The organism is Muriventricola aceti (assembly GCF_025567565.1).
GTDB classification, from domain to species: domain Bacteria; phylum Bacillota; class Clostridia; order Oscillospirales; family Oscillospiraceae; genus Lawsonibacter; species Lawsonibacter aceti.
This window is the reverse complement of record NZ_JAOQKF010000001.1, coordinates 295579-317728: the sequence shown is the minus strand read 5'-3', so window position 1 is coordinate 317728 and position 22150 is coordinate 295579. Positions and strand designations below refer to the sequence as shown.

Below are 22150 nucleotides of genomic sequence, written 5' to 3'. Positions count from 1 at the left end.
GAAGGCCCACCATATAGGGGTATAGCTCAGCAGGTAGAGCAGCGGTCTCCAAAACCGCGTGCCGAGGGTTCGATTCCTTCTGCCCCTGCCAAAAAAGAATATCAGATGTCATTCTGTTTCATACGTTTAAAATGGCTCGGTAGTTCAGTTGGTTAGAACGCCGGCCTGTCACGCCGGAGGTCGAGGGTTCAAGTCCCTTCCGAGTCGCCATTTTATAGATTTTCAACCATACGGTTGTTTAAATAGTCTCCCAGTTTTTTAACTATCTGTAAAAATTCTAAGCCATATCCTGTTAGAATAGTTTCCGTTTGGGAACAGATTTGCTGCTATAGCTCAGTCGGTAGAGCGCATCCTTGGTAAGGATGAGGTCCCCAGTTCAAATCTGGGTAGCAGCTCCACAATAACCGCTCTTTTCGGCCGAAAAGGGCGGTTTTACTTTGCTTTTCGTGACTTTTTGGCCTGTTTGAAATTTGTGATCAGGGCTTTGACCACAGAACAAGCCACAGACAGAAAAAATCAGGGCTCCGGCGGTTCAATCCCGCCGGAGCTCTGTGCGTTTCAGCCAGCCTTTGCCTGTGTTTTCATGGCAGCGAACTCCTGCTTCATCTCCCGGATGAGGGCGGCCAGCTTTTCCTCACACTCTTTCTCTGTTTTGGCATGTACATTCCGGGCCATGCGCTTTCCGTTGATGGTGGAGGAGTAGCGGCCTTCCCAGAGGGTTTCGCTGATCTGGCTGACGCAGCCGGTGCCGGGCTTGCGGCGCTGACCCTTGTAGGGCTGGAAGGTGGAGGGTGCTGGCTTGGAAGGGAGAATCTCCTGCTCCGCTGAAGGAGCAGCTTTGCCGATTCCCATATCGATTTTGGCGGCAGCAGTCCTCTGCATCTCGTCGGTGACATGGGCGTAAATATTCAGCGTGGTGCTGCTGGACACATGGCCGATGATGGTCGAAAGGGTCTTGACATCCATGCCGTGTTCCAGGGAGGCGGTGGCGAAGGTGTGGCGTAAATCATGAAAGCGGAGTCTTTTGCAGTCGGCCCGTTTCAGCACAGTGGACAGCCGTTTTCGTACTGCCGCGGGGTCCATGGGGGAGTTCTCTTTCTTTGGGGAGGGGAACATCCACTGGGAGGTGCAGAAGTTTCGATAGGTTTTGAGTACATTCAGGACTGGGGGAGGGAGGAGCACAGTTCTCCGGCCAGCCTTGGTTTTGGGCGGAGATACCACCAGTTCCCCTCGTGCCCGATGGACCTGCCGTTCCACTTGGAGCGTCCCGGTTTTGAGATCCAGGTCAGTCCACTGGAGGGCGCAAATCTCACCACGGCGCAGGCCGGTGGACAGCTCCAGCAGGAGCAGCTCGTAGCAGCCATCCTCTCTGGCCTGGATCAGTAACCGCTGGATCTCCTCCGGCATCAGCACCTTTATTTCCCTGGGCTTGGCAGATGGTAGCCTACATCCATCTGAAGGATTTCGGAAGATCAGATTTTCCTCCACGGCCTTGTCCAGCGCGGCGTGGAGGGTGGTGTGGATGCTGTGGACAGTGGTGGTGGATAGCCCGCGGCTCTGGCCGGGGCGGGGATGGACCCTACCATGCTGTTTTAAGGTGTCATAGAGCTTCCGCAGGTCTGCCGGTGTAATTTGTGTGAGCTTCTTTTGGCCCAGATAGGGTTTGACATGGTGATTCATATCCCTGCGGTAGTGGTCCAGTGTGCTGGGTCGGAGGATGGATACCATCTGCTCCAGCCACTCTGAGAGTGTCATCCTGCACTCCTCCGTCAAATCGACACCCTGTTAGGCGGTGATGCTCTGCCGGAGTTTGGCAGTCAGTTCTTTTTGGGTGTCGGCGTAGATGTAGCGGAAGATGGGATTGCCGTTCTCCTCGTGTCCGATGATGATGCGTCCCTCCCAGCGGCCATCCTCCCGCTTGCGGACCATGCCGTCACCGGACGGTCTTCGTTTTGCCATTGTAGTTATCGCCTCCGAGGTTTTTTTATCTTTGATTTGCATCGCAGGACTTGCGTGGTCTACCGGATGGGCGGGAACCTGTGTGGTTCTACCACCCATTGAAACAGCACCGCACCGCAGCGGCGGCAGATCAGGCAGCGCATCCGGTTGCCCAGGATACCGTGCTTCTTGAAGGTGACGATCCCCTCGCCGTGTTGCCAGCCCATTCCCAAATCTTCACTGCCACAGTAGCGGCACTGGCGGATGGGCAGCTGGTTTGTGGTCATGTGTATCCCTCCTTGTCAGCAACACACCACACCACAGAAACATGAAATAGCCAGAGACACGGTGAACTATTATCAGAAAGTTATCATTTTACTTTGTTTTCCGGTTCCAAAGGCTTTCGTGTTGTTTACTGACCCGTAATTTTTGAGGGAGGCGACTCACATTCCGCCCATGACCATGCCGCCCTAGTTCTGCCCCTCCTCATGGCCATCCACCTTGTGTCCCATGGCAATCTTCTGCTCCCGGATCCTCTGCCGAAGCTTGCTGTCCACTTGCAGCCCTGTTCCAGACTGGGGCAGGGACAGGGATTGCTCCTGAAAGATTCTGCTCATGTGGTGGAGCAGATGGGTGACGGCCAGGAACACATGGGGCGGCCTGCTTCAGCCAACGGATACCATCTTCCACACATTATGCACCTCGGGATCATTGGAGAGCAGAAGTTTTCCGAGGGCGTACTGCGCATAGATGTGTCCCTGCTCCGCCGACTTTTGAAACCAGTATCGGGCGTTCACCCAGTCCGGCGACAGCAGCGGACCGTCCCGCCACAGCTTTTCCATGAGATACTGCGTGTGCTTGTAGCCGCTTTTTGCCAGCTCGTTCATTTCATCGACAGCATCGCCGCGCTCCTCCAGTGTCAGGATCTCGTCCCGAATTGAGTCCCGCAGGCTTTCATAGTCATAGGAAGCGTTTCGGAATTCCTCCGGCTCGCTCTCCTGTTCCACTCCCTTGTCCTCAAAGAACAATTTGCTCTGCCGGATGTTTTCCGCTTCTTTTATGACCGCATTCCTAATCTGGCGGAATTCTTTCTGCTGTGACAGCGGAACACGCTTCCGTTCCTTGTCGTGATAGTACCCATCCACCTTGCCCTGGAGGACCATCCACTGATCATAGCAGTCGCGGATACTGGGGAGCCGCTCCATCTCGTCCACGACCTGATCCACCAATTTCTTTTGCGGCTTTGAAAGGTAGCCATAGGACTTCTTGCCCTTGACCGCTTCCAGCTGTATTGCCAGCTCTAGCATGAGCCGTTCCGCTTCCGGGTGGTCAGCGATACCAGCCGACATGGTTTGCACCAACTCCAGCATGGCTTTCCGAGCTTCCTGCACCAGCTCATCTCTGCTGTCAGATTTCTGCTGGTAGAGGTGCAGCAGTTCCCGCTTGAAAATATCATTGGTGAGCTCGGACTTGATCTGCCGGATTCCCTCTTTGGACAAGTACGCCTGCCCCGGCTTTGCAGACTACGCCATCATGTGGACATGGGGATGGTCGCCCTCATCGTGGAAGGCGGCGTACCACCGGAAGTCGTTGGGCGGGATGTTCATTGCCGCGGCGATGTCGTTGCGGTGAGTACGAAGCAGGTCACGCCACGCCTTGGCGGTGTCATAACCCAGCCGCACCGCGTCCTCCCGTTTCAGGGAGATGATGTGGGTCCACACGTTTCCGGTGTACTGTTCCAGTTCAGACATGGCGCTCTCCAAGTCCACACCATCTTCGTCACCGAACAGGCCGTGGCTGCCCAGCCGCTCCGCGTGGGGCCGGGTGGCGATGTACCCGGTGTAACCCTCCATGGTGGAGAGCTTGTCCCAGTTGGACTCCAGTACCATGGTAATCAGCGCGGAGGCATTGGACTTGGTGGGCTTTGCAGCATAGTCCGCATACTCATAGAGTGTTTTGCTGTCAGGAAAATCTTTCGTGAGTTTGTTGATGAGCTGCACCTGCTTGCGTGTGGGCGGACGGTCGTCCGGCATCAGCTCCACCCGTTCCCGTGTGGCGATGTAGCGCAGGTAGCCGCTGAGGGTGGCGTTCCCACCGCACTTGTAGTAGGGACTCTTGACAATCAGTCTTGCCACTCATCCCCCTCCTCCCAGACTTCCCGCACCCGTTGGTCCAGGGAGATGCGGCCATTGGTTTTCTTAACATTGTTGATACTCTCCGTGCGGCGTCGCTGAAGATCATCTTCGTTGAATTGATAGGCATCCGCCAGAATCCCGGCTACCATGTCCTGCTCCACTGCCTGCTTGTACAGCAGAGAGGACATCCGATTCTCCAACTGTCCCAGCCGTCCGTCTAGGTAAGACTTGATGGAGGTGGGGAGGAACAGGCCGGCGTTGTTGGCGCTGAGGTAGTCCAGGTAGAAGTCGACGGCCCGCTCGATGAAGGCGGTGAGACTGCGGCTTCCGTCCTCCCGGTAGCGACGTTCCAGTACCGCTTTTTTCTCCGGTGTCAAGTACAGGGCAAACTTCTCTTTCTTGCTCAAAATAGGCTCCTTTCCGGGAGGTGACCCCTGAATTTTCCTTGTGGCAGTAAGTGTTTTGGGAGAACGACCGCACAGGGAGCGGTTCTCCTCTGTTTTTGACCCCACTTCACAGCCCCACAGAACCCCTCGTAACTGCCCGCACTGCGGGCAGAGGTGCTTCCGATAGGGGTCGCCTGCGACCCCGTCGTTTATCCTGCTTTTTCTTTCGTCCTCGCCTTGCGCTCTCGTCCGGGCCGACAGCGGCCCAAATTTGCGGGGAAGGCCCCGTGTGGGGCTGGGACTCCACCCCGCCCAGCCGGGGCGTACACAACTCATCACAGGCTGCGCAACGGGGTGGTCATGCGCCCTGCTCTTTGTCATGCGGAACGAACTCCACACCGGACTTCTCCGCTCGTAGCTGTGCTTGCCGTTGAGCAGCTGTCTGCTCCAGCGCGGACAGCTGCCGCTCGTGATAGAGAGCAATCGCGTTTTGGATTGGCAGGATGGTGTAGCGAAGACAGCCGTTGCGCTTGAGACCATCCCGGGTGATGACGTCGGTGCGCTCCGTGGAGATAAGAGCATGCTCCTCCAGTTGGCCCACATACTTGGCCACGGTGTTGACTGAGATCCCCAGCTTGTCCGTGATGGTGGGGTAGCTGACCACGCACTGCCAGGGCCGCCGGTCCTCAATCCGCAGCAGGTAGGCGTAGATGGCCAGCTCATACACATGGAGCCCCAGCTCGAACACCGCATTGGGGAGCATGAAAAAATACTTCTTCACATCACGCTTCTGATTTTCTGTCATCCCTGCCCTCCCTTCGTGTGCGCGGAAATCCATCTCCGCAGCTCCTCCTTGGGAATCACGATGCGCTTGCCGATGCGCAGAGAGGGGAAGTCCGCCTCCTGGGCCAGCTCGTAGGAGCTGGCATCCGAGATGCCTAACAACTCAGAGAGCTGCTTCATGTTCAGCATCAGCGGCAGTTCGTCGTAGCTTTTGTAGATTGATTTTTTCATTCAAGTTACCTCCTCATGTTTTCTTCTTTGCATAGTTTTCACGGTCTTGTCTCTTTGACCTGCACCTCCTCTCTGTCTGGCGCATGGACAACTCCTTGCTGCGCGGAAGCGTGGGCAGAAATGATTCTGAGAAAAACAAAACCGGGCGCACAAGAACAACACGACACTTGGCAGGAAGCTACCTGCCTCAATTCGTATGTTTCTCATGCGCCCGGCAATTTGGTGACTCAAAGACAGCGTCTTAGGACCCGTGGCTCGGTGCAGCATTTTGTGGCTATTCAGATTGTACTTTCATTTTAGCAGAACAGATGTTCTGTGTCAATATCTTTATAGAAAATCAGTTCGATTAATTTTAGCATAGAGGATAACAGTAGAATCACAATATGTTCGACTGTAAGGTCGAACCAGGTCAAAACTGATGGCGTGAAATTTTAGCCATCTCCGTTTTCCTTGATTATGGCATAGCGCAAAGAAGGAGGGCGGAACGGCACAACTGTTCCGCCCTCCGTTGGGATTTACGCGGCTCTGAATTTAGTGCGCATCTCGATACAGGAAGGTCACGATCTGGGCACGGGTGCAGGGGGCATCGGGGCTAAACTTGTTGACGCCAGTACCTGCGGTGATCCCCTCGGACACAGCCCAAGCCACAGCCTTAGCATAGTAGGCGTCAGCCGCCACATCGCCAAAGCGGCTGCTGGAGACAGCAGGAGAACCGTTAGCCCGCCACAGGAAGGTGACGGTCTGGCCGCGGGTCAGCACAGCGTCAGGGCTGAAGGTGGTGGCCGTCGTGCCGGAGGTGATGCCCTTCTCAGCGGCCCACAGCACCGCGTCATAGTAGTAGGCATCGGCGCTCACATCGGTAAACGGATTGGTGCTGGTGGCCTTGGGGGCGCCGTTGGCCCGCCACAGGAAGGTCACCATCTGAGCACGGGTGCAGGAGGCGTTGGGGCTGAAGGTAGTGGCGGAGGTACCAGAGGTGATGCCCTCCTTGACCGCCCACTCCACAGCATCAGCGTAGTAAGCATCAACAGGAACATCCACAAAGACGAGGACTTCCGGCGTGGTTTCGATCAGCTTAAAGCTGGCTTCCACGGTGACCTTGGAGCCCGGCATCTTGAAGGTAAACTTGTTGTCAGCCTTCTCGGTCAGCTTGATCTTGTCGCCATTCTTGGCTGTGACGATTAGCTCGTCCAACTCGTAGCCCTTATTAGGCTTCACGGCGATGGTCACGGTGTCGCCCTTGTCCGCACGGCTGGGGGACACGGTTACCTTACCATGGGTAGTCTTATCCACGGACACGATGTAGTCACCGCTGGAGCTGGAACCACCACCGCCACCGCCGGAGGAGCGGCGGGAGACGGTCAGGGTACCATCTACATAAGAGATGGTGTAGTTGGTCCCAGCGTCCGCGCCGCTGGCCTTGATCTGATAGGTCCCAGCGATACTCATATTCGGGGTACTCGTATAGGACAGTGTAGGCTTGGTGTCCAGTGTCTCGTCGCTCACAAGGCCAGTCACGGTGTAGTCATCCTCTCCCAGAACGGGAACGGCATCGCCTACATAGGCACTCTTGTCATGCGCCTTGATGGTTAGATGGGCCGGAGTGATTTCCACCACTGCGGAACCAGTCACCGAATGGCCGTTACTCTTGACTTTCCAGTAGACTACATGGGTACCGACCGCCGTATAGCTGGGATTAGTATCGCTCATGCTGCTCGGATTCTCTCCATAGGTCACAGTTGCACCCTCAGGGGCAGAGACGGAAATAGAGTGGGCAGCAGCATCATAGATGCCGATGTGGTCTTCCACTGTCACGATTGGAGCAGCCAAATCCACGTCATAACTCTTATTTACCGTGCCGGTGAAATTGCCTGTAAACGTAATGGTAAATGTGTCGTTGTCTTTTTGATGTGTCACGGTGTAATCCGTACCCTCGACGAGCGTATGTCCCTCATAGACCACCTCAATGGACGTCAGCGCGTCCTGAGCCGCCTCGTCTGACGGATAGCTGCTGCTGATGCCGGTGATTGTCACGTCATCCTGCGTGAGTTTCTTTGCGGAAACGGTGATTGGATTGCTGGTATAGAAGAGTCTGCCGTTCCACAGGAACTCTGCCGCAGAGGTTCCCACCTTGACAAATTGCAGCTTACCGTCATTCTGTAAACAGAAGTATTCAGCAGGAGCAAGGGTCAGTGCGGTAGGAGCTTTCTCCGCCACAAGCTGCACCGTACCCATATAGGAATGTGCACCGCCTTCCAATACACTAAGGTCAAGCTTGGCGGCAACTTCGCTATCTTCCACATCTGCTCCAGTATTGGCAACCTGCCCGATAACCTGGTTGCAGCTCGATGCGAGATACGCATTTCCACGGAAAGACGGCTCGGTATGGATGCTGAGTATGCCCATCAGGGCGCCCGCCTTGGGTGTATTACCAGTCCCGGTGATTTTACCTACATTCAGCGAATCGGTGATCGTCAGAGTCTGCAATTCACCTGAGGGACTTGCATCGCCAAACAAACCACCAGCAAATCGACTAGAGACATCCATGGTGTTGACAAAGCCGTTGATTTCTGCAGAGTAACCAGCAAAGAGTCTCCCTACCAAGCCGCCTGCGTAGCCGTTATCACCGGCAGAAACCTCAAATTTTCCGATGACCTGGACAGTATCGTCCACTCTCAGCCAACTTACTTGATTTGAGGTGGCTGTTGGCATATAGCCTACGATTCCGCCGGCATATTGCGGTTTTTCTCCTTCCGCACAGATTTTCACCGCTTCGGTTGCTTGATTCTCGATGGTTACATCAGCGAAAGTCATGTCTCCAGATGTATAAGCGCTGAGCACTGCGGCAGCGGAACCAGTTGTAGCACTGGAGTTTACGGAAATTTCACTGCCGTTTTCTTGGAACATTACACTGCTCTGCTGCACGGAACCGGCTCCCGTTACGCCAGCAGTGTAGAAAAGGCCTTTACCTCCTGCGGCAATGGAGCCGGTCACCTTCACATCCACGTTGGACACTCGACCATAGCCAGCCACACCGCCTACATAGTAAGTATCGTAATTGCTGTCATTATGGCTGGTGGTGACCTTGATTTTGTTTACCTGAACCGTAACGTCGGATAGGCCGTGGGTCGCTACGCTGCCGCCAAAGGCACCTGCAAGGCTGCCGATGAAGTAGGTGGTGTTGTTCCGGGCGTCATAATCCAACTCAATCTCCGAAACAATATTCAGAGAATTGATCTCCGGCTGAGAACCGCCCACAGAATCGACATACCCGAACACGCCCACATACTGAGCTTCGATGTTGCCGGACAGCGTAAGCGTAATGGTATGTCCGCCACCGTTGAAGTGACCGCCGAAGGGGAATGCTTTTGTGCCGATACCCGTATATTTGCTGTTTTTCAGCTCAATGTTATCCCCCAGTTTATAGTATCCGCTTTGCAGAGCCAGACGTGCTTCCTCATAGCCCACGCTTTCGGCATTCATACCTCTGGATGCAAAGATAGTATTGATAGACTGCTTATCTCCATCATTGATCGCCTTCTGCAGAGCGAGCATTTGCTCCGCTGTGGTAATGACCAGTGCGTCGTTTTCACTCTGGAATGGTAGACGGAGATCCTCCGCATCCCCCGTTTGAATGACCGCGGAGAATTTTCTGGAGGTCAGGCTGAAGAAGTCCAGTCGGACACCATTCACGGTAAAGTAATTGTTGTAGGAAAACGCATTGTTTTCCACCGCATCGTTTTCGCGATAGATGGGGATCTGGAATGTAACGGTCCCGTCCTCGCCGATCTGCCTGGTATCTCCGCCAACATAGGTAACAGAAGTGCCGGGAGTTCCGCTTACCTTGATCTCCAGCAGATTGCCAGCTTCTTGCGACTCGTTCATCCCCGGGAAGGGAACCACTGCAGAAATTGGGCTTTCAATACTGCCGCCCTGAATACAGTTCCGATATTCTGCACTTGCAGATCCAGCCATGCCGCCAATGCTGAAGGCAGTATCGCCCTTATGGGTAAGGTCACCGTAGTTCTTGCATCCATCCATGGCCGCGGAATATGCATGACCGATCAAGCCGCCCACACGGCCCGTATTGGAGCTGGCATTCAAATAGGTGACAGTGATAGCCCCGTTGTTGGTACAGTTCTTTAATTTCGTCTGATAGCCGGCGGCAGGCGCGTAGGCGCGGCCGATCATAGCGCCCAGATAAGATGTGGCTGAACCATTCACATCGATGGTGAGATCGACCGTCACATTGCTGGTCACATTCTCAATTTCCATGGTGGGGTCTGGGTCTTTGGTCGTCTTTGTGGTGCCAATCAGCACACCGATGTCCTGCAATCCAGCTGTGGCGGTATATTGGCCGCTTATCGTCCCGTCCAGAGTCAGGTTCTTGACCACACAGTGCTCGGAAGACTGGATCAGTCCGCCAAACTGGGTGGAAGAAGTTACGCTGACATTCAAATTATTATAGTTCAGCGTAACAACATGATTTTTACCATCCAGCGTACCCTTAAAATTGGGAACGCCGAAATACCCTTCTTGCGGAGTCAGTGTGATGCTGTTTTGCAGCTGATAATAGGTCGTTTGCAGGGCATCGTAAGCCGCTGCATATCCCCCGGTATAGCCAAAACCGGCATAGTCCTGCTTGAGTTCCCCGCTCACAGCACCATCCGAGGCAGGTCTGGATTTCAGGATCCGGGCCAGTGCGTACCACTGCTCCGCGCTGGAGATGGGATAAGGATTGCGCTCCGTTCCCAGATCCTCCGTGCGTTCCCAGTGCGCCGTAATCTCACCGCCGGACAAAATCGTCCACGCTTCCAGGGAGGCACCGCTTCCGTCGGTGATTTGAGTGTTTCCATACCACCAGCCAAGGAAGGTATAGTTTGCGCGGGTGGGAACCGCCAGAGTAAAGGGGTCGCCCTTATAAATGACGGTTGCCGTGTCCGGTGTCCCCTCAGGTAAAGCTGCCTGAACACCGTCATCATCATTCAGATCGTAGGTAAGCTCATAGGTTTTATTGCCGGCAAGCTGCTCATCCAGCGCTGCAACACAGGCGTCCAGCTTGTCTTTCCGTTCACCGCCCACGCGGCCCTTCTGCTGGCTGTTGAGAAGCTCATAGGCCGCAGATGCTGCGCTGATGGCGGCTTCGTTTTCTGCGGTCACAGATCCAGCATCCGGCAGGGCATTGATCTTGTTAATGACATCATCCGCTTTTTCAGCGTCATCCTTGCTCATTACAACAACATCCTGCGTGATCGTTGTAATACCATCGGTAAAAGTAAGGGTGCGTCTATCCGTCAGTTCATTGAGGGACAGCTCCACAGAGTTACCAGAAACTGTCACGGTTGTAGATTGCTCATTTTTCGAGTAGTCATACTCCAGCAGAGGCTCGCTATCCACAGTGCCGGGGGTTACATAGGTATCGTCCTCAAAGCGCGCCTGATCCAGAGCGGCGTTCTGGGCAACTTCATCGGCAGTCAGCTCTCTGTCATAAATGCGCAGACCATAAATGGTCTTTTCAAGAGTTACCTTAGTCGGCTCCTCTTTTGTCCAGTCCGCAGCCTTAATTTCATTTACAGGAATATCGACGCTGCCAAAAGAATAATGATCTTCGATGGGCTGCTTAAGTGTCTGAGATTTTCTCGCTCCGCCGTTACGATAGACTGCTCGTGTCTGCGTACCGTCGCTCGTCAGAGTCATAGTCACAAGAGCTTCGTTTACGATTGCCCCATTATTTAGGACTGTATTGTTCTTATTTGCATAATTCAGTACGGGTCCATCCATACGTACATTACCGAACGAAATATAACCCACTTGAAGCGGATAAAAATAATCGCCTTTATTCCCCATGGCACTCTCCGCATTGACGATTGAAAATATCTGTTCCACGGTCATGCCCTCTGCGCCTGTCGTGATTGCAGGAGACAAGTCGCTCTTGCCGACAGCGGTGTCCTCCACTTTCAGACCGCTGCTTCCCCAAGTCTGACCGCTGATGGTCAGGTCACCCCCGGCATCCTCCACCAGCTGTATCCATTCGCTGGCATCACCGTCGTGTTTCTCGCCCATTCCGGCATTGTAGATGCCATCATAGTGCAGGGCCAGCCCATCAGTCACATACCAGTCCTCGGCTTCGTTATAGCCACTGATGGTGATAGAATTTCCCATTTCCTTGGAAAGAGCAACGGTAAATTTTTCTCCGGGATAAACATATAATGTCTCGGTGGAAGTCCCCCCCAGTGGCTCAGTTTCACCGCTTGCAAGTGCTGTTACAGGTAATAATCCTGTCAACATACACAAACACAGAATGGTTGCCAATAATCGCCGCTTCATTTCTCATTCCTCCTATTATGTTTTTCTTTCGGGCCGGGAATTGGCTGACCGGCCTGTTTTGCTTCCACCTCCGCCAGCGCCCGACGGTAGCGTTCCTGCCGCTCCGGGCGGACTTTTCCGGCGCAGACGGGGCAGCCGCATTTCTGCGGCCCCGCTCTGGAATAAACGATGGCTTTCCAGATGTGCCCATTGGGACACATCCACCATACGGTTCGGTGGCTCCCCGCCGTCACCTGCTCCGGGGTGAGGGCCCCGTTGAGGGTGGGGTGCCATTGGGCGGCAACGGCGGGGAACTGGCTTTCCAGATTGTTTTCCCCGGCCACCACCAATTTCCCCGCGCAGACAGGACAGCCCGCCCCGCCAGAGGTCCGGGAGGAAATTTTGGCCTGCCACGCGTGCCCTTTGGTACACAGCCACCAGACTTTGCGGGAATTTCCAGCTACCACATCCCGGGGCGTCAGATCGCCGTTTTTCGTGGGATGCCACTGTTCCGCCAACGACGGGTGGGTGGTGGCAAGGTCATTGATCTCTTGCAGCAGGACCCGGTCAGCACAGACAGGACAACCGCAGCCGCCCAGCGTGCGGGATTTGACGATGGCCTGCCATTCATGGCCCTGTTCGCAGACCCACCACGCCTTGAAGTGGCCCCCCACGGTGACGCGCTCCGGCGTCATAGGCAGGTTTTTGGTGGGATGCCATTGATCCAGCAGGTCCGGCCGCTGGGACGCCAGATCGTTTTCCCCCGGCCACGCCTGTTTCCCGGCACAGTAGGGACACCCACTCGGGTATAGACCGCCGCCTGCCATGCGTGTCCCTTGGGGCACAGCCACCAAATCTTCTGCCTACTGCCGTAGGATACCTGCCTTGGTGTCAGCGGCCCGTTTTTGACCGGGTGCCATTGGGTCAGCAGGGCCAGCTCGTTCCGTTCTGCGCAGTAGTCGTAGAGAGAAGTGCGCAAGATTCATCACCCCCCTTCATCACAGAATTCGTATTCCATTTTCTATTTGCTTATCCACAGTAGACAAATAGGTTCCAAACGGATAAAAAACGGCTTTCCATCGCCCAAAGAGCAGATAGAAAGCCGCAGTAAAGCAGGCCACAAAATCATTTCTTTTTGTGGCTTATATTTTTATGCCAAAATATGGTCGGTTTGCTTGTGCTTTTGGAAATGCTATGGTAAAATGACCATATAATATGTAGTTTTATGGTTTGGGCGTCCGTATTGTCATGTCAGAATACGAATTCTGTGATTATGAAACCAGTCCCAGCCGATTCAGCTGCCGCTGGTGTTCCGCCCCTGAGGTCAGTAGATAGATGCGAGTAGTCTCAATACTGCTGTGCCCCAGCACATCCGCCAGCTTCACGATATCCCGGCTGGCCCTATAAAAGGTCGTGGCGAACAGATGTCGGAAGTTGTGAGGAAAGACCTTGCTGGCCGCGACTCCCGCCGTCTTGCATAAGCCCTTCATCTCCGCCCAGATCTGGCGGCGGCTGATGGGCGTTCCGTTTCTGGTGAGAAAGATTTCGCCGGAAGCGGTTTTTTGCTGTTTGGCGTATTTCAGCAGCTTGCGGCAGAGTTTGTTGGGGATCAGGATGGTACGGATCTTTCCCTTCAGCGCAATCTCTGTCCGGCCTGCTTTGACTGCTTCCACCGTGATATACCGCACCTCGGACACCCGGATGCCAGTGGCGCAGATGGTCTCCATCAGCAGAGCCAGCCGCGCCTTGCCCTGTGCTCTTGCCGCGGCGGTGAGGGTGTCATAGTCGCTTCGGGTCAGATTCCGGCTGTTGTCCCGGAACATCCTCCGCTGGAGCCTGAGAAACTTCACGCGGCACTCTCCGCGGCCCAGAAAGTCCAGTAGGCCGTTCAGGGCAGAGAGCATGGCGTTGACGCTGGTGGGGGCATAGCCCCGCTCCGCCAGATGGGCTTTCCACTCCGCCGTCCGCTCCTTGGTGATCTCCTGCCCATCCAGCCAGCGAGCGAAGGCCCAAATGTCCCGGAGATATTTTTCAATAGTTGCTGCGCTTTTTTCCTCCAAGCGGAGGTGGTGTTCATACGCCGAAATGTGTTCCGATATTGATTTGTGCTCATTCATGAGATTCCTCCTCAATCGTCCTTACAACTATTGTACGGGTACAACAAAGCCCACAGCGGCAAATTCCGCTGTGGGCTTTCTGTTCCGTTTGCCGTATTGGTAGGATACCCACCGGCAGAGGAAAAGCATTCACTTGATTCATGTTTTGACTTTGAAGCGATTTTTGCAGCATCCTTGATCCCCCTCTGCTCATTGTGACCGGCAAGCAAACCATACTGGAAAACGGTCGGAAAGTCGAGAGGGAAATTTGACCCAATATGTAGAAAATCAGATGTGAATATAGAGCAGTTTTCCGATTTGCTCTTTTCAAAAAATATGGCTTAATTTGGAACCCCTATCCTTGTTTTACAGCATAGCACGCCTTGCGGGGGCTATTCGATGATGCAACTATCTCTTATGATCTCCATACGCCGCAAAAATATCGATGGGGCCCGTTGGATTTCGCCAACGGACCCCGCTTATTGACCACATAACCAGCCACAGACGGCGGTGGAATGTACGGAACCAGTATGCCTAAAAAGTGACGGAAAGTATATTGATTCGAGTAGAAAGTGCTGAAAATAAACAAAAAAGATTAGAAAAAATATCAAACCGGCGTTGGTAAGGATGAGGTCCCCAGTTCAAATCTGGGTAGCAGCTCCAGAAGCCCTCAAAAACTTCGGTTTTTGAGGACTTTTTGTTGCGAATTTTGATTTTTCAGTGTGGGTCAAAATGCGGGTCAAACAACTGACCCACATTTTGACCCACACGCAGAAAGGGTTAAAGAGTGCCGGACGGGAAGTTTGCGCTTCCTGCCCAGCATTTTCTCTCTGTCCTACATAACCTGTGCCATGAAGCTTCCCAACGTTTGAGCGGCCTCGTCCTGTTCTGCCTTGTAGCGTGGGTATAGGTGTGGAGGGGGTGAACCCGGTATCGTAGTGCCCCAGCATGGAGAACACCGTTTTTTCATCTGCACCGTTCTGGAGGGCTGTGGTTGCGAAGGTGTGCCGGAGATCATGGAACCTGAAATGCTCCAGTCCGGCGTCCTTCAGGATCTTCTTGTGAAGGTTTACCACACTGCCCGGGCAGTATATCTCTCCGGTCAGGGGAAAGGGGAGCAGGTAGGGGTTGTCCGGGTGTTTGTCGTGCTCCTGGATCAGCAGTTCCACCGCCGTCTGTGGGATAGACACCAGACGGACCGAATTCTCCGTCTTGGGCCTGGTGAGTTCCAGACTTCCGTCAGGGTTTCGGATGTACTGCCTGCTCACTGAGATAGTTTTGCTCGGGATATCCAGATTGTCCCGCCGCTGTGCGGCTTCCAGATAGGCCCCTATCTGCTCTGGGGAGAGAACTTTCATATCCAGCTTCCGGGGCTTTGGGACGATGCAGTCGTTGCAGGGGTTTCGAGGAATGAGCCGCTCTTTCACCGCCCGGTCCAGGGTGGTGTGGAGCATCAGGCGGACGCTACGGACAGTGGTGGTGCTGAATCCTTTGCTCTGGTTCTTTCCGATGTGGATTCTGCCGTTTTCTAATAACTCCTTGTAAAGCTTTTGCAGGTGCCGGGTGGTCAGCTTTTTCAATTTGATATTCCCGATGCGGGGGACAGTGTAGGTGTCTATGATGAGCTGGTAGCGGTTTGCGGTGGCGGTGCGGACGTTGGGGTTGGCATAGAGCTCGTACCACATTTTAAGCCAGTTGCCCACCGTGTGCTCATCGGTTTCTTTGCTGACATCTAACCCCTGACACTCCGCCATAGCTGTTTTCAGTTTTTCCCGGACCTCTGCCTGGGTCTTGCCCAACACATTTTTGTTGACCCACTTTCCGGCCTTGGGATCGTACCCGGCGGTGTACCGCCCCTCCCAGCGACCGTCCTTACGCTTGCGGATATTTCCCTCGCCGTTGGTACGTTTCTTCGGCATATCGATTGCCTCCCATCAGCAACACAACATACTGCAGCCGCTGTAAAATAGCCACGATGTTGGGCCGGAGTTATCAAAGATTTTACAATTTTCTTTGTGGCAAAAAGTTTTATCTTTGTTTTGCGGCGCAATCCTTGAGAGGCTGCTGCGTCCTCCAGTCACTGCATGGTCTGCTGTTGGTCGGTGTCGTAGCTCAGCTTCTGCCCCAAGGCCAGCTTCTTCAACGCTTCCCGGCGGCGAAGCTTGCTGTCTGTCCAGACCGGCGGTGTGGGAAGCTGCGGGAGGTCTGCATCTCTCTCCAGCGCTCTGCCCAACTGCACCAGCCCGGCGGCCAGTTCCCCCATCCACTCCTCGTCCGGCTCCAGAGTGCCGGGGCAGAAGACTGTGGTCTGGCGGTAGGCGAACAGCTTCCAAGTTGGCACCCATCTGACTTCTTACCCCTCGTACTCCATGTTCTCGATAAAACTTTCCCGGTCGTCTGCGTACTCCAGCGCACCATTGATCGCCTGGATTAGATTCAGCTTCCAACTGTCACCACGGAGCCCCGCCTGATACTCCCCTGGCCGCATCTGCCGTTTCCGGGTGTGCTTCTTCGGCGGCTCCAGCACGCTCAGCCCGTGGGCCATACAGATTTCATTATTTACCTGCCGGTGCCGCTGAAGGCCGGCGGCATTTTGGTAGAGCTTTCTGCCATCTGCACAGCTCACGCTGTTGACTAACAGATGGTTTTGCAGGTGGTTGGTGTCCATGTGGGTGGCCACCAGGACCTCATAGTCCGGGAACTGCTTCTGTGCGAACTCGACTCCGATGGCGTTGACCTCCTGGGGCGTTAGATCATCCTCAGCAGAGAAGGACTGGGCCACGCAGTTGTGTCCGGTGACCATCCATCGGTCACCCAGCAGGGTTTTCTTGCCCTGGACCACATACTTCATCACGCCTGCCATCGTTCCCGCTGTTTGTTTCTTGTTCCGCACCGCTGTGACAGACACCATCACCGCCCCCCCTGGCAATTTCGGTCATCCCGGCCTGTTTGGCCCGATGTTGGATCTCTGCCTTTATTTGTGGAGTCATCCTTGCGGTAATAATGGATGTTTTTTCTTCTGCATTTCGCTCCTTTCTCCCCCCTTTAGGGGGCAGGGGGTGCCGGGGCTCTGCCCCGGCGAGTGCGACCGGCGTATAGCCGGACGCTATGCTTGCCCCACCCGAAGGTGGGCATTGTCCTCCGACCCCCCCTGTGATTCTCGTTACAAGCTGCGCTATAAGGCGTTTTTTAGGCATCGTATTGAGGGGTGAGGTTATATCCTCGTCCCCCAGCCCTGACAAGCCGCACACAGCGGCTCACCCCTGTATCGCCGCAACTCTCTGACGCACTGCGGCTATCTCCGGCTCCTCCATCTGGCGGTCATAGTGGGCTGTGATCCACTCCTGAACGGGCCAGAGAGTGTAGCGCAGATTTCCGTTTCGTTTCTTCCTGGTTGCTGTTACCACTTCGGTTGGCTCGATGGAGAGCGGTCCTCGTTCTTCCAGCCGCAGTGTGTACTTGCGCACTGTGTTCTCACTCATGCCACTGTGCCAGCACTGGTGCGTCCCTCGGTCTTCGCACCGGCGCAGGTAACTGTACACCGCCAGCTTACCGGGGCTCAGGCCCAGGAGGAATATCTCATTGGGCAGAGAGAAAAAATTTCCGTGGTCGTTGTATCTCATGTTCCACCGCCTGTGTGTTCTTTCACCCACTGGATGAACTGTTCCTTGGGCACCACGATACGGCTGCCGATTCGCAGAGCGGAAAAATCCTTTTCGTGCAGGAGATCGTAGGAGGACGATGGTGCGATGCCCAGGACCTTTGACACGGTTTCCGCATTGAGAAACAGAGGCAGGTCCTCGTAGGACTTATACTTAGATACTTTCATCCTGTTCCTCCTCTGTGTTCTCGGGATAGAGCATATCCAGAAACTCATCCATGTCTCTGACCACGCTGGCTTTCTTCATCTGCTGATACTGCAGCAGATCACAGCAGGTACGGAAGTTCACCTCCATGCACTGAAGCATCTGATCCATGATCGATACACTCCTTTTTATGGTTTTGCTGGGGTACTCTGGCTGCGGCCATTCAACCACAACCAGATTTTCAGAGATTGAGAATTTACCCTCTACTGATAAGGACGCTTGCAGCGGATTTGTAAACAAGAAAAATAAAAAAAGTTGAGGGGCCCTGTCACCTGACAGAACTCCTCAACTTTTCGTGGAGTATTTTCAGCCGCTTTTGAGATACCGTAGACCTTGCCAATCTCCCCCATGATCAGTTTCCTGCCATATCGAAGGTCGATGAGTTCGCAGCTTTGTTCTCCCAGATCCTTGACGGCTTTCCGCAGATTTTCAAGCCGGAGGTTCCAGAGCGCTTCATCTTCCACGGGATGCCTGACACATTCCGAACAGAACAGCACCGTTTCAAACTCACTTCTACTCAGATGCCTGTCGTCCTGCTTATCCTGTGCCTGCTGCCGTTTTCAATCCTGCTCCAGGAAGTGTGCGACCTCCTTTGGCACTGATACTGGCTCCCCATTGTAGATCACAAAGACTGTGTCGTTCATTCGTGTTCTTTCCGCTCTCAACGGAAAAGTACACATCCGCACTGCCGGCACAGCGCCAAATACTGAAGACCTTCATGGAAGTTCCCTTCGTTCAGGGTGGTCATTGTGCCCTACGAGGCTCATGAATGTCTGAGGTCCCACTGGGGTGTGGACCTCACCGGAAAGTTGCGAGTTTTGGCTTTCACCTTATCTCAATTATAGAACAAATATTCGGATGTATAAATCGTAACAAAATGACCTATGGCCTTTTATTTTGTTTTGCGGTGCAGGATTTGAGATTATTTCCTCGCCCACCCCTGATTGCTGCACTTGGCGTGGGTCGATTTTACCGCATAGCTGCACAACGGAGTCGAATGACACGGATACCACATTGCCTCTGCTTGTAGCACACAGCCCCTTATACAGCCAGGCAGGGCAGAAATCCTTTGAGAGTTAATGCAGAAGAAAAAGACTTTTCCTTGTATTGTAATCGAAAACTGACAAGCAGAGACTCATGATTGAAGCCGTTTTTTAATAATGTCCGCCTTTTGGGAGCAAAGTGAGTCATCTATTTATGCATGAAAAAGGCACACAGTAGTCCATAAGGGTGCCGCTGTGCTCCCGATGACTTATTTCCGGTCTGTTTCTTTAAATAATCTGCTAATGCAATTATTTAGAATAAATAAACTTGGAATAGTTGCGAATCACCATGCTGGCGACCTGAACAAAGTCTGAGGCATAGCGCGGTAAGGGATAGTCCTTTCGGTATACCAGGCTGAATATGCTCTTTTGCACGTGATCGCGCAGTGGAAAAATAAAAAATTCCCCCTCAAGATTTTGTAGCTCTTCCCGGAACTGGTAAAACGTGGCCGGGGACAGTAGGCCGGAGAAGGCCCCATTTTTGGAAAATTGGTAGATAAGATCCTGCTGTTCCGACTCAAAGATTAAGTTTAGTTTCCAACTGCGGGAAAAACAAAGCTCTAATTCATCCCGTAATTTGTTCCCCCGGCGAACCGTGCCGAACGGCAAGTCTGCAATGCGATTGAACGATGCTCCGTTTTGCTGGAAATCCGCGACGATATTCTGCCAGACATTGGGATAATATTGCATGAGCAGTTCCTTGGAAAAGCAGCAGTGGATGACCTCCTGGGCCAGAACAATCCGGTGCTGGTTGGGAGCGTTAGGGATGTTGATGCCCAAATACAGATCCAGCTTGCCGGCCTGGAGGAGATCGTCCAGATAGGCACTGTTGCCGTTGATGAGTTCGATGGAGATATTTTCATGGGAGGAATGATAATATTTCCAGATATCCGGGAAAAAGACCTTGCTGCGCAATCTGGAAATTCCTACTTTTAAAGTCCCCCGGCAATTGGTGGAGATGTCGGAGAAAGCCGCCAGCATCTTTTTGTCTGAGTCTAAAATTTGTTTTCCGTAAAAGACCATTTGTTCCCCTTCCGGGGTAAGATGGAGAGATGGCTTACGTGCAAACAGCTGCACATGATATTCCTCTTCCAGTCGCTTGATATGGCTGCTGAGGGCCTGCTGGCTGATATAGAGCCGTTCCGCCGCACGGGTAAAGTTCAGCTCTTCTGCAGTAATGAGAAAATACTCAATGCTTTTTATATTCAAAGTGCTACCTCCACGCAGAATACTATTGTGGTATTTTAACATGCTTGAAAGGGAACCACAAGATTTATATTGTGGAAATGTGAAAAAACTGCTGTTGGACATTTATCACGCCCAGATGCTATGATGCAATTGAACAGGCTGGTAGGCAGAAAAGGAGAGTAAAAGTATGAGCGTGAGTTTAATGGACTGTACCCTGCGCGACGGGGCCAATGTGGTGGGCAAGGGTTTCTCTGCGGAAATCACCGACATGGTACTGGATGGTCTGACCGCCTGCCATGTCCCCATCATTGAGTTCGGCAACGCCGGCGGCATCGGCGCTTATGAAGTGGCCGGATTTACCAGCGCTGAGACGGATTGGACCTATCTGGACATTGCTCAGAAATATCTGGACCGGGGCTCCCAGCTGGGTATGTTCCTCAATGCCAAGCGGTACCGTGAGAAAAATGTGGCTCTGGCCAAGGAGAGCGGCCTATCCTTCCTGCGGGTGGGCGCCGATGCCGGAGACGCCGACATAGCTGTCCAGGCGGTCAAGGACATCAAAAAGGCGGGTCTGAAGGCCTTCTACTCCGCCATGAAGGCCTACTTGCTCACCCCCAATCAGCTGGCCGAGGAGGGCAAGAAGCTGGAGCAGGCGGGACTTGACGAGATCACCATCATGGACTCCGCCGGCACCATGCTCCCCGACCAGGTAGCGGAGTATACCAGAAAGCTCACCCAGGCCGTATCCATCCCCGTAGCCTTCCACTGCCACAACAACCTGGGCCTGTCCGCCGCCAACGCGGTGGCTGCCTATGAAAACGGTGCCGCCATTCTGGACTGTGGCCTCATGGGCATGGCCCGCAGCGCTGGCAATCTGGCCACCGAGATGTGCGTGGCTATCATGCACCGGTACGGACAGATGAAGGACATTGACCTGTATGGTATGCTGGATTTCATCGACAAGCGCCTCCAGCCCGCCATGGATGCCCACAACTACCACAACCCCGTCACGCCTCTGGATCTGGTGCTGGGCCTGTCCGGCTGCCACTCCAGCTTCCTGAAGAAGTTCAAGGCCTCCGCAGAGGAGTACCAGGTGAACCTGTACCGGCTGATCGTGGAGGTATCCGCCGTGGATCAGAAGAATCCCTCCGACGAGCTCATCGCCAAGACTGCCGCAGGGCTGAAGTAAGGGGGTGGAGCTACATGTTAAAGGTCGTTTTGGCGGGCCAGTATCCCGCCGGTACTTATGAGAAGCTGCGGGCCATGCTGCCTCCGGAACAGTTTGAGCTGCGGGCGGTGGACAAGCAGCAGGACTACGACGCCATGACCGACGCAGAGATCATGATCCTTCGGATATTCAAGGCGCCCAAGGAAGTAATCGACCGTAACCCCAACCTGAAGATAATCCTGCGATGGGGTGCGGGCTTTGACTCGGTGGATATCCAGACTGCCGGAGAGCGGGGAATCTTGGTGACCAACACCCCCGGCGCCAATGCTGGAGCCGTATCCGAGCTGGCGGTCATGCTGATGCTGGCGGTGGGGCGCAAGCTCCTCTGCCACACCCGGAGCCTGGAGCGGGGGGAGTGGAGCAAGAACACCTACCTCAACAGCTCCTTCTGCCTGAATAACAAGCTGGTAGGCGTTGTAGGCGGCGGCAACATCGGTCGCCAGGTGGCCCGGAAGGTCCAGGCTTTCGGCGCTGCGGTGCAGTATTTTGATACCTATCGCCTCCCTGCTGAGATGGAGGAGGAGTTCCAGATGACCTATGTCTCCCAGGACACCCTCATCGAGACATCCGACATCATTACCCTCCATGTGCCCCTGCTGGACTCCACCCGCCATATGCTGGGAGAGAAGGAGATGGAACGGATGAAGGACGGCACCATCATTATCAACACCGCCCGGGGCGGTTTGGTGGATGACGTGGCTCTGGCAAAAGCGGTGCGCAGCGGCAAACTGGCTGGCGCCGGCCTGGATGGCGTGGAGCGGGAGCCCCTGCCTGCTGGGGATGAGTTGCTCCTGGAGCCCAACATCATCGTCACCCCCCATATCGGAGGGGGGACGGCGGACATCGGAGACGTCATCATTCCCATGTTGGCCAAGGACATCCGGGCCTTTGCGGAAGGAGGGGAGCCGGCGCATATGGTGAACCGAGCATACTTATAAGGACAAGATTGA

General features: G+C 54.2%; 19 protein-coding genes, 3 tRNA genes and 3 pseudogenes. 5 read left to right on the top strand and 20 right to left on the bottom strand.

Translation table 11 applies throughout. The annotated features are described in order from the left end of the window. The first annotated feature begins 15 nt into the window (after positions 1-15). The 3 genes from OCV64_RS01670 to OCV64_RS01660 all read left to right on the top strand — a co-directional run bounded on the left by OCV64_RS01670 (position 16) and on the right by OCV64_RS01660 (position 398). Positions 16-91: transfer RNA gene (locus OCV64_RS01670), tRNA-Trp, on the top strand. A 42-nt stretch (positions 92-133) separates the two neighbouring features. Next, positions 134-210: transfer RNA gene (locus OCV64_RS01665), tRNA-Asp, on the top strand. Positions 211-322: 112 nt separating this feature from the next. Next, positions 323-398: transfer RNA gene (locus OCV64_RS01660), tRNA-Thr, on the top strand. Between the two features lie 160 nt (positions 399-558). Here the strand turns inward: OCV64_RS01660 and OCV64_RS01655 are convergent. The 20 genes and pseudogenes from OCV64_RS01655 to OCV64_RS01560 all read right to left on the bottom strand — a co-directional run bounded on the left by OCV64_RS01655 (position 559) and on the right by OCV64_RS01560 (position 19993). Then, a complete protein-coding gene (locus tag OCV64_RS01655) occupies positions 559-1755 on the bottom strand; it encodes a tyrosine-type recombinase/integrase (RefSeq protein ID WP_262669109.1) in 1197 nt (398 codons plus the stop codon). Positions 1756-1785: 30 nt separating this feature from the next. Further along, positions 1786-1959 carry a hypothetical protein gene (locus OCV64_RS01650; RefSeq protein WP_262669107.1) on the bottom strand — a complete coding sequence of 58 codons (174 nt, stop codon included), beginning with the start codon at positions 1957-1959 and terminating at the stop codon, positions 1786-1788. 59 nt (positions 1960-2018) lie between these two features. Continuing rightward, positions 2019-2225, bottom strand: coding sequence for a hypothetical protein (locus OCV64_RS01645; protein ID WP_262669106.1), 207 nt, complete (start codon positions 2223-2225; stop codon positions 2019-2021). 183 nt (positions 2226-2408) lie between these two features. Next, entirely contained in the window at positions 2409-2588 is a 180-nt protein-coding gene (locus OCV64_RS01640; RefSeq protein WP_262669105.1) for a hypothetical protein, read from the bottom strand. Positions 2589-2603: 15 nt separating this feature from the next. Further along, positions 2604-4073 (bottom strand): annotated as a pseudogene (gene mobP3 / locus OCV64_RS01635) (MobP3 family relaxase). Then, complete coding sequence (locus OCV64_RS01630) at positions 4061-4480, bottom strand: hypothetical protein (RefSeq protein ID WP_262669104.1); 420 nt, start codon at positions 4478-4480, stop codon at positions 4061-4063. Before OCV64_RS01630 ends, mobP3 begins: the two are co-directional and overlap by 13 nt. Before the next feature lie 337 nt (positions 4481-4817). Further along, the gene (locus tag OCV64_RS01625; protein ID WP_262669103.1) at positions 4818-5264 is read right to left on the bottom strand and encodes a helix-turn-helix domain-containing protein; all 447 of its coding nucleotides are present in this window, start codon (positions 5262-5264) and stop codon (positions 4818-4820) included. After that, the gene (locus tag OCV64_RS01620) at positions 5261-5473 is read right to left on the bottom strand and encodes a helix-turn-helix domain-containing protein (protein ID WP_262669102.1); all 213 of its coding nucleotides are present in this window, start codon (positions 5471-5473) and stop codon (positions 5261-5263) included. The genes OCV64_RS01625 and OCV64_RS01620 overlap by 4 nt, the downstream gene beginning before the upstream one ends. A 531-nt stretch (positions 5474-6004) precedes the next feature. Further along, the gene (locus OCV64_RS01615) at positions 6005-11800 is read right to left on the bottom strand and encodes an S-layer homology domain-containing protein (protein ID WP_262669101.1); all 5796 of its coding nucleotides are present in this window, start codon (positions 11798-11800) and stop codon (positions 6005-6007) included. Next, complete coding sequence (locus tag OCV64_RS01610) at positions 11797-12624, bottom strand: zinc-ribbon domain-containing protein (protein WP_262669100.1); 828 nt, start codon at positions 12622-12624, stop codon at positions 11797-11799. The genes OCV64_RS01615 and OCV64_RS01610 overlap by 4 nt, the downstream gene beginning before the upstream one ends. 14 nt (positions 12625-12638) lie before the next feature. Continuing rightward, positions 12639-12758, bottom strand: a pseudogene (locus OCV64_RS01605) (zinc-ribbon domain-containing protein); the annotation flags it as partial. Between the two features lie 292 nt (positions 12759-13050). Then, positions 13051-13896 carry a tyrosine-type recombinase/integrase gene (locus OCV64_RS01600; RefSeq protein ID WP_262669099.1) on the bottom strand — a complete coding sequence of 282 codons (846 nt, stop codon included), beginning with the start codon at positions 13894-13896 and terminating at the stop codon, positions 13051-13053. 814 nt (positions 13897-14710) lie between these two features. Continuing rightward, a pseudogene (locus OCV64_RS01595) lies at positions 14711-15794 on the bottom strand (tyrosine-type recombinase/integrase). Positions 15795-15952: 158 nt separating this feature from the next. Beyond that, positions 15953-16216, bottom strand: a complete 264-nt coding sequence (locus OCV64_RS01590; protein WP_186852425.1) for a hypothetical protein — start codon at positions 16214-16216, stop codon at positions 15953-15955. A 12-nt stretch (positions 16217-16228) separates the two neighbouring features. Further along, positions 16229-16786, bottom strand: coding sequence for a relaxase/mobilization nuclease domain-containing protein (locus tag OCV64_RS01585; protein WP_262669096.1), 558 nt, complete (start codon positions 16784-16786; stop codon positions 16229-16231). A 346-nt stretch (positions 16787-17132) separates the two neighbouring features. Then, positions 17133-17498 (bottom strand): helix-turn-helix domain-containing protein, encoded by a 366-nt coding sequence (locus OCV64_RS01580; RefSeq protein ID WP_186852423.1) that lies wholly within the window; start codon positions 17496-17498, stop codon positions 17133-17135. After that, the gene (locus OCV64_RS01575; RefSeq protein WP_186852422.1) at positions 17495-17704 is read right to left on the bottom strand and encodes a helix-turn-helix domain-containing protein; all 210 of its coding nucleotides are present in this window, start codon (positions 17702-17704) and stop codon (positions 17495-17497) included. Before OCV64_RS01575 ends, OCV64_RS01580 begins: the two co-directional genes overlap by 4 nt. Continuing rightward, positions 17691-17852 (bottom strand): hypothetical protein, encoded by a 162-nt coding sequence (locus tag OCV64_RS01570; protein ID WP_262669094.1) that lies wholly within the window; start codon positions 17850-17852, stop codon positions 17691-17693. Before OCV64_RS01570 ends, OCV64_RS01575 begins: the two co-directional genes overlap by 14 nt. Positions 17853-17944: 92 nt before the next feature. Continuing rightward, positions 17945-18205 (bottom strand): hypothetical protein, encoded by a 261-nt coding sequence (locus OCV64_RS01565; protein ID WP_262669093.1) that lies wholly within the window; start codon positions 18203-18205, stop codon positions 17945-17947. 828 nt (positions 18206-19033) lie between these two features. Continuing rightward, complete coding sequence (locus tag OCV64_RS01560; RefSeq protein WP_262669091.1) at positions 19034-19993, bottom strand: LysR family transcriptional regulator; 960 nt, start codon at positions 19991-19993, stop codon at positions 19034-19036. Positions 19994-20159: 166 nt separating this feature from the next. On the opposite strand from OCV64_RS01560, the gene OCV64_RS01555 reads away from it, so the two are divergent. After that, on the top strand, positions 20160-21161 hold the full coding sequence (locus OCV64_RS01555) for a beta/alpha barrel domain-containing protein (RefSeq protein WP_262669090.1): 1002 nt from the start codon (positions 20160-20162) through the stop codon (positions 21159-21161). 14 nt (positions 21162-21175) lie between these two features. Next, positions 21176-22138 carry a 2-hydroxyacid dehydrogenase gene (locus OCV64_RS01550; protein ID WP_262669089.1) on the top strand — a complete coding sequence of 321 codons (963 nt, stop codon included), beginning with the start codon at positions 21176-21178 and terminating at the stop codon, positions 22136-22138. The last annotated feature ends 12 nt before the right edge of the window (positions 22139-22150 follow it).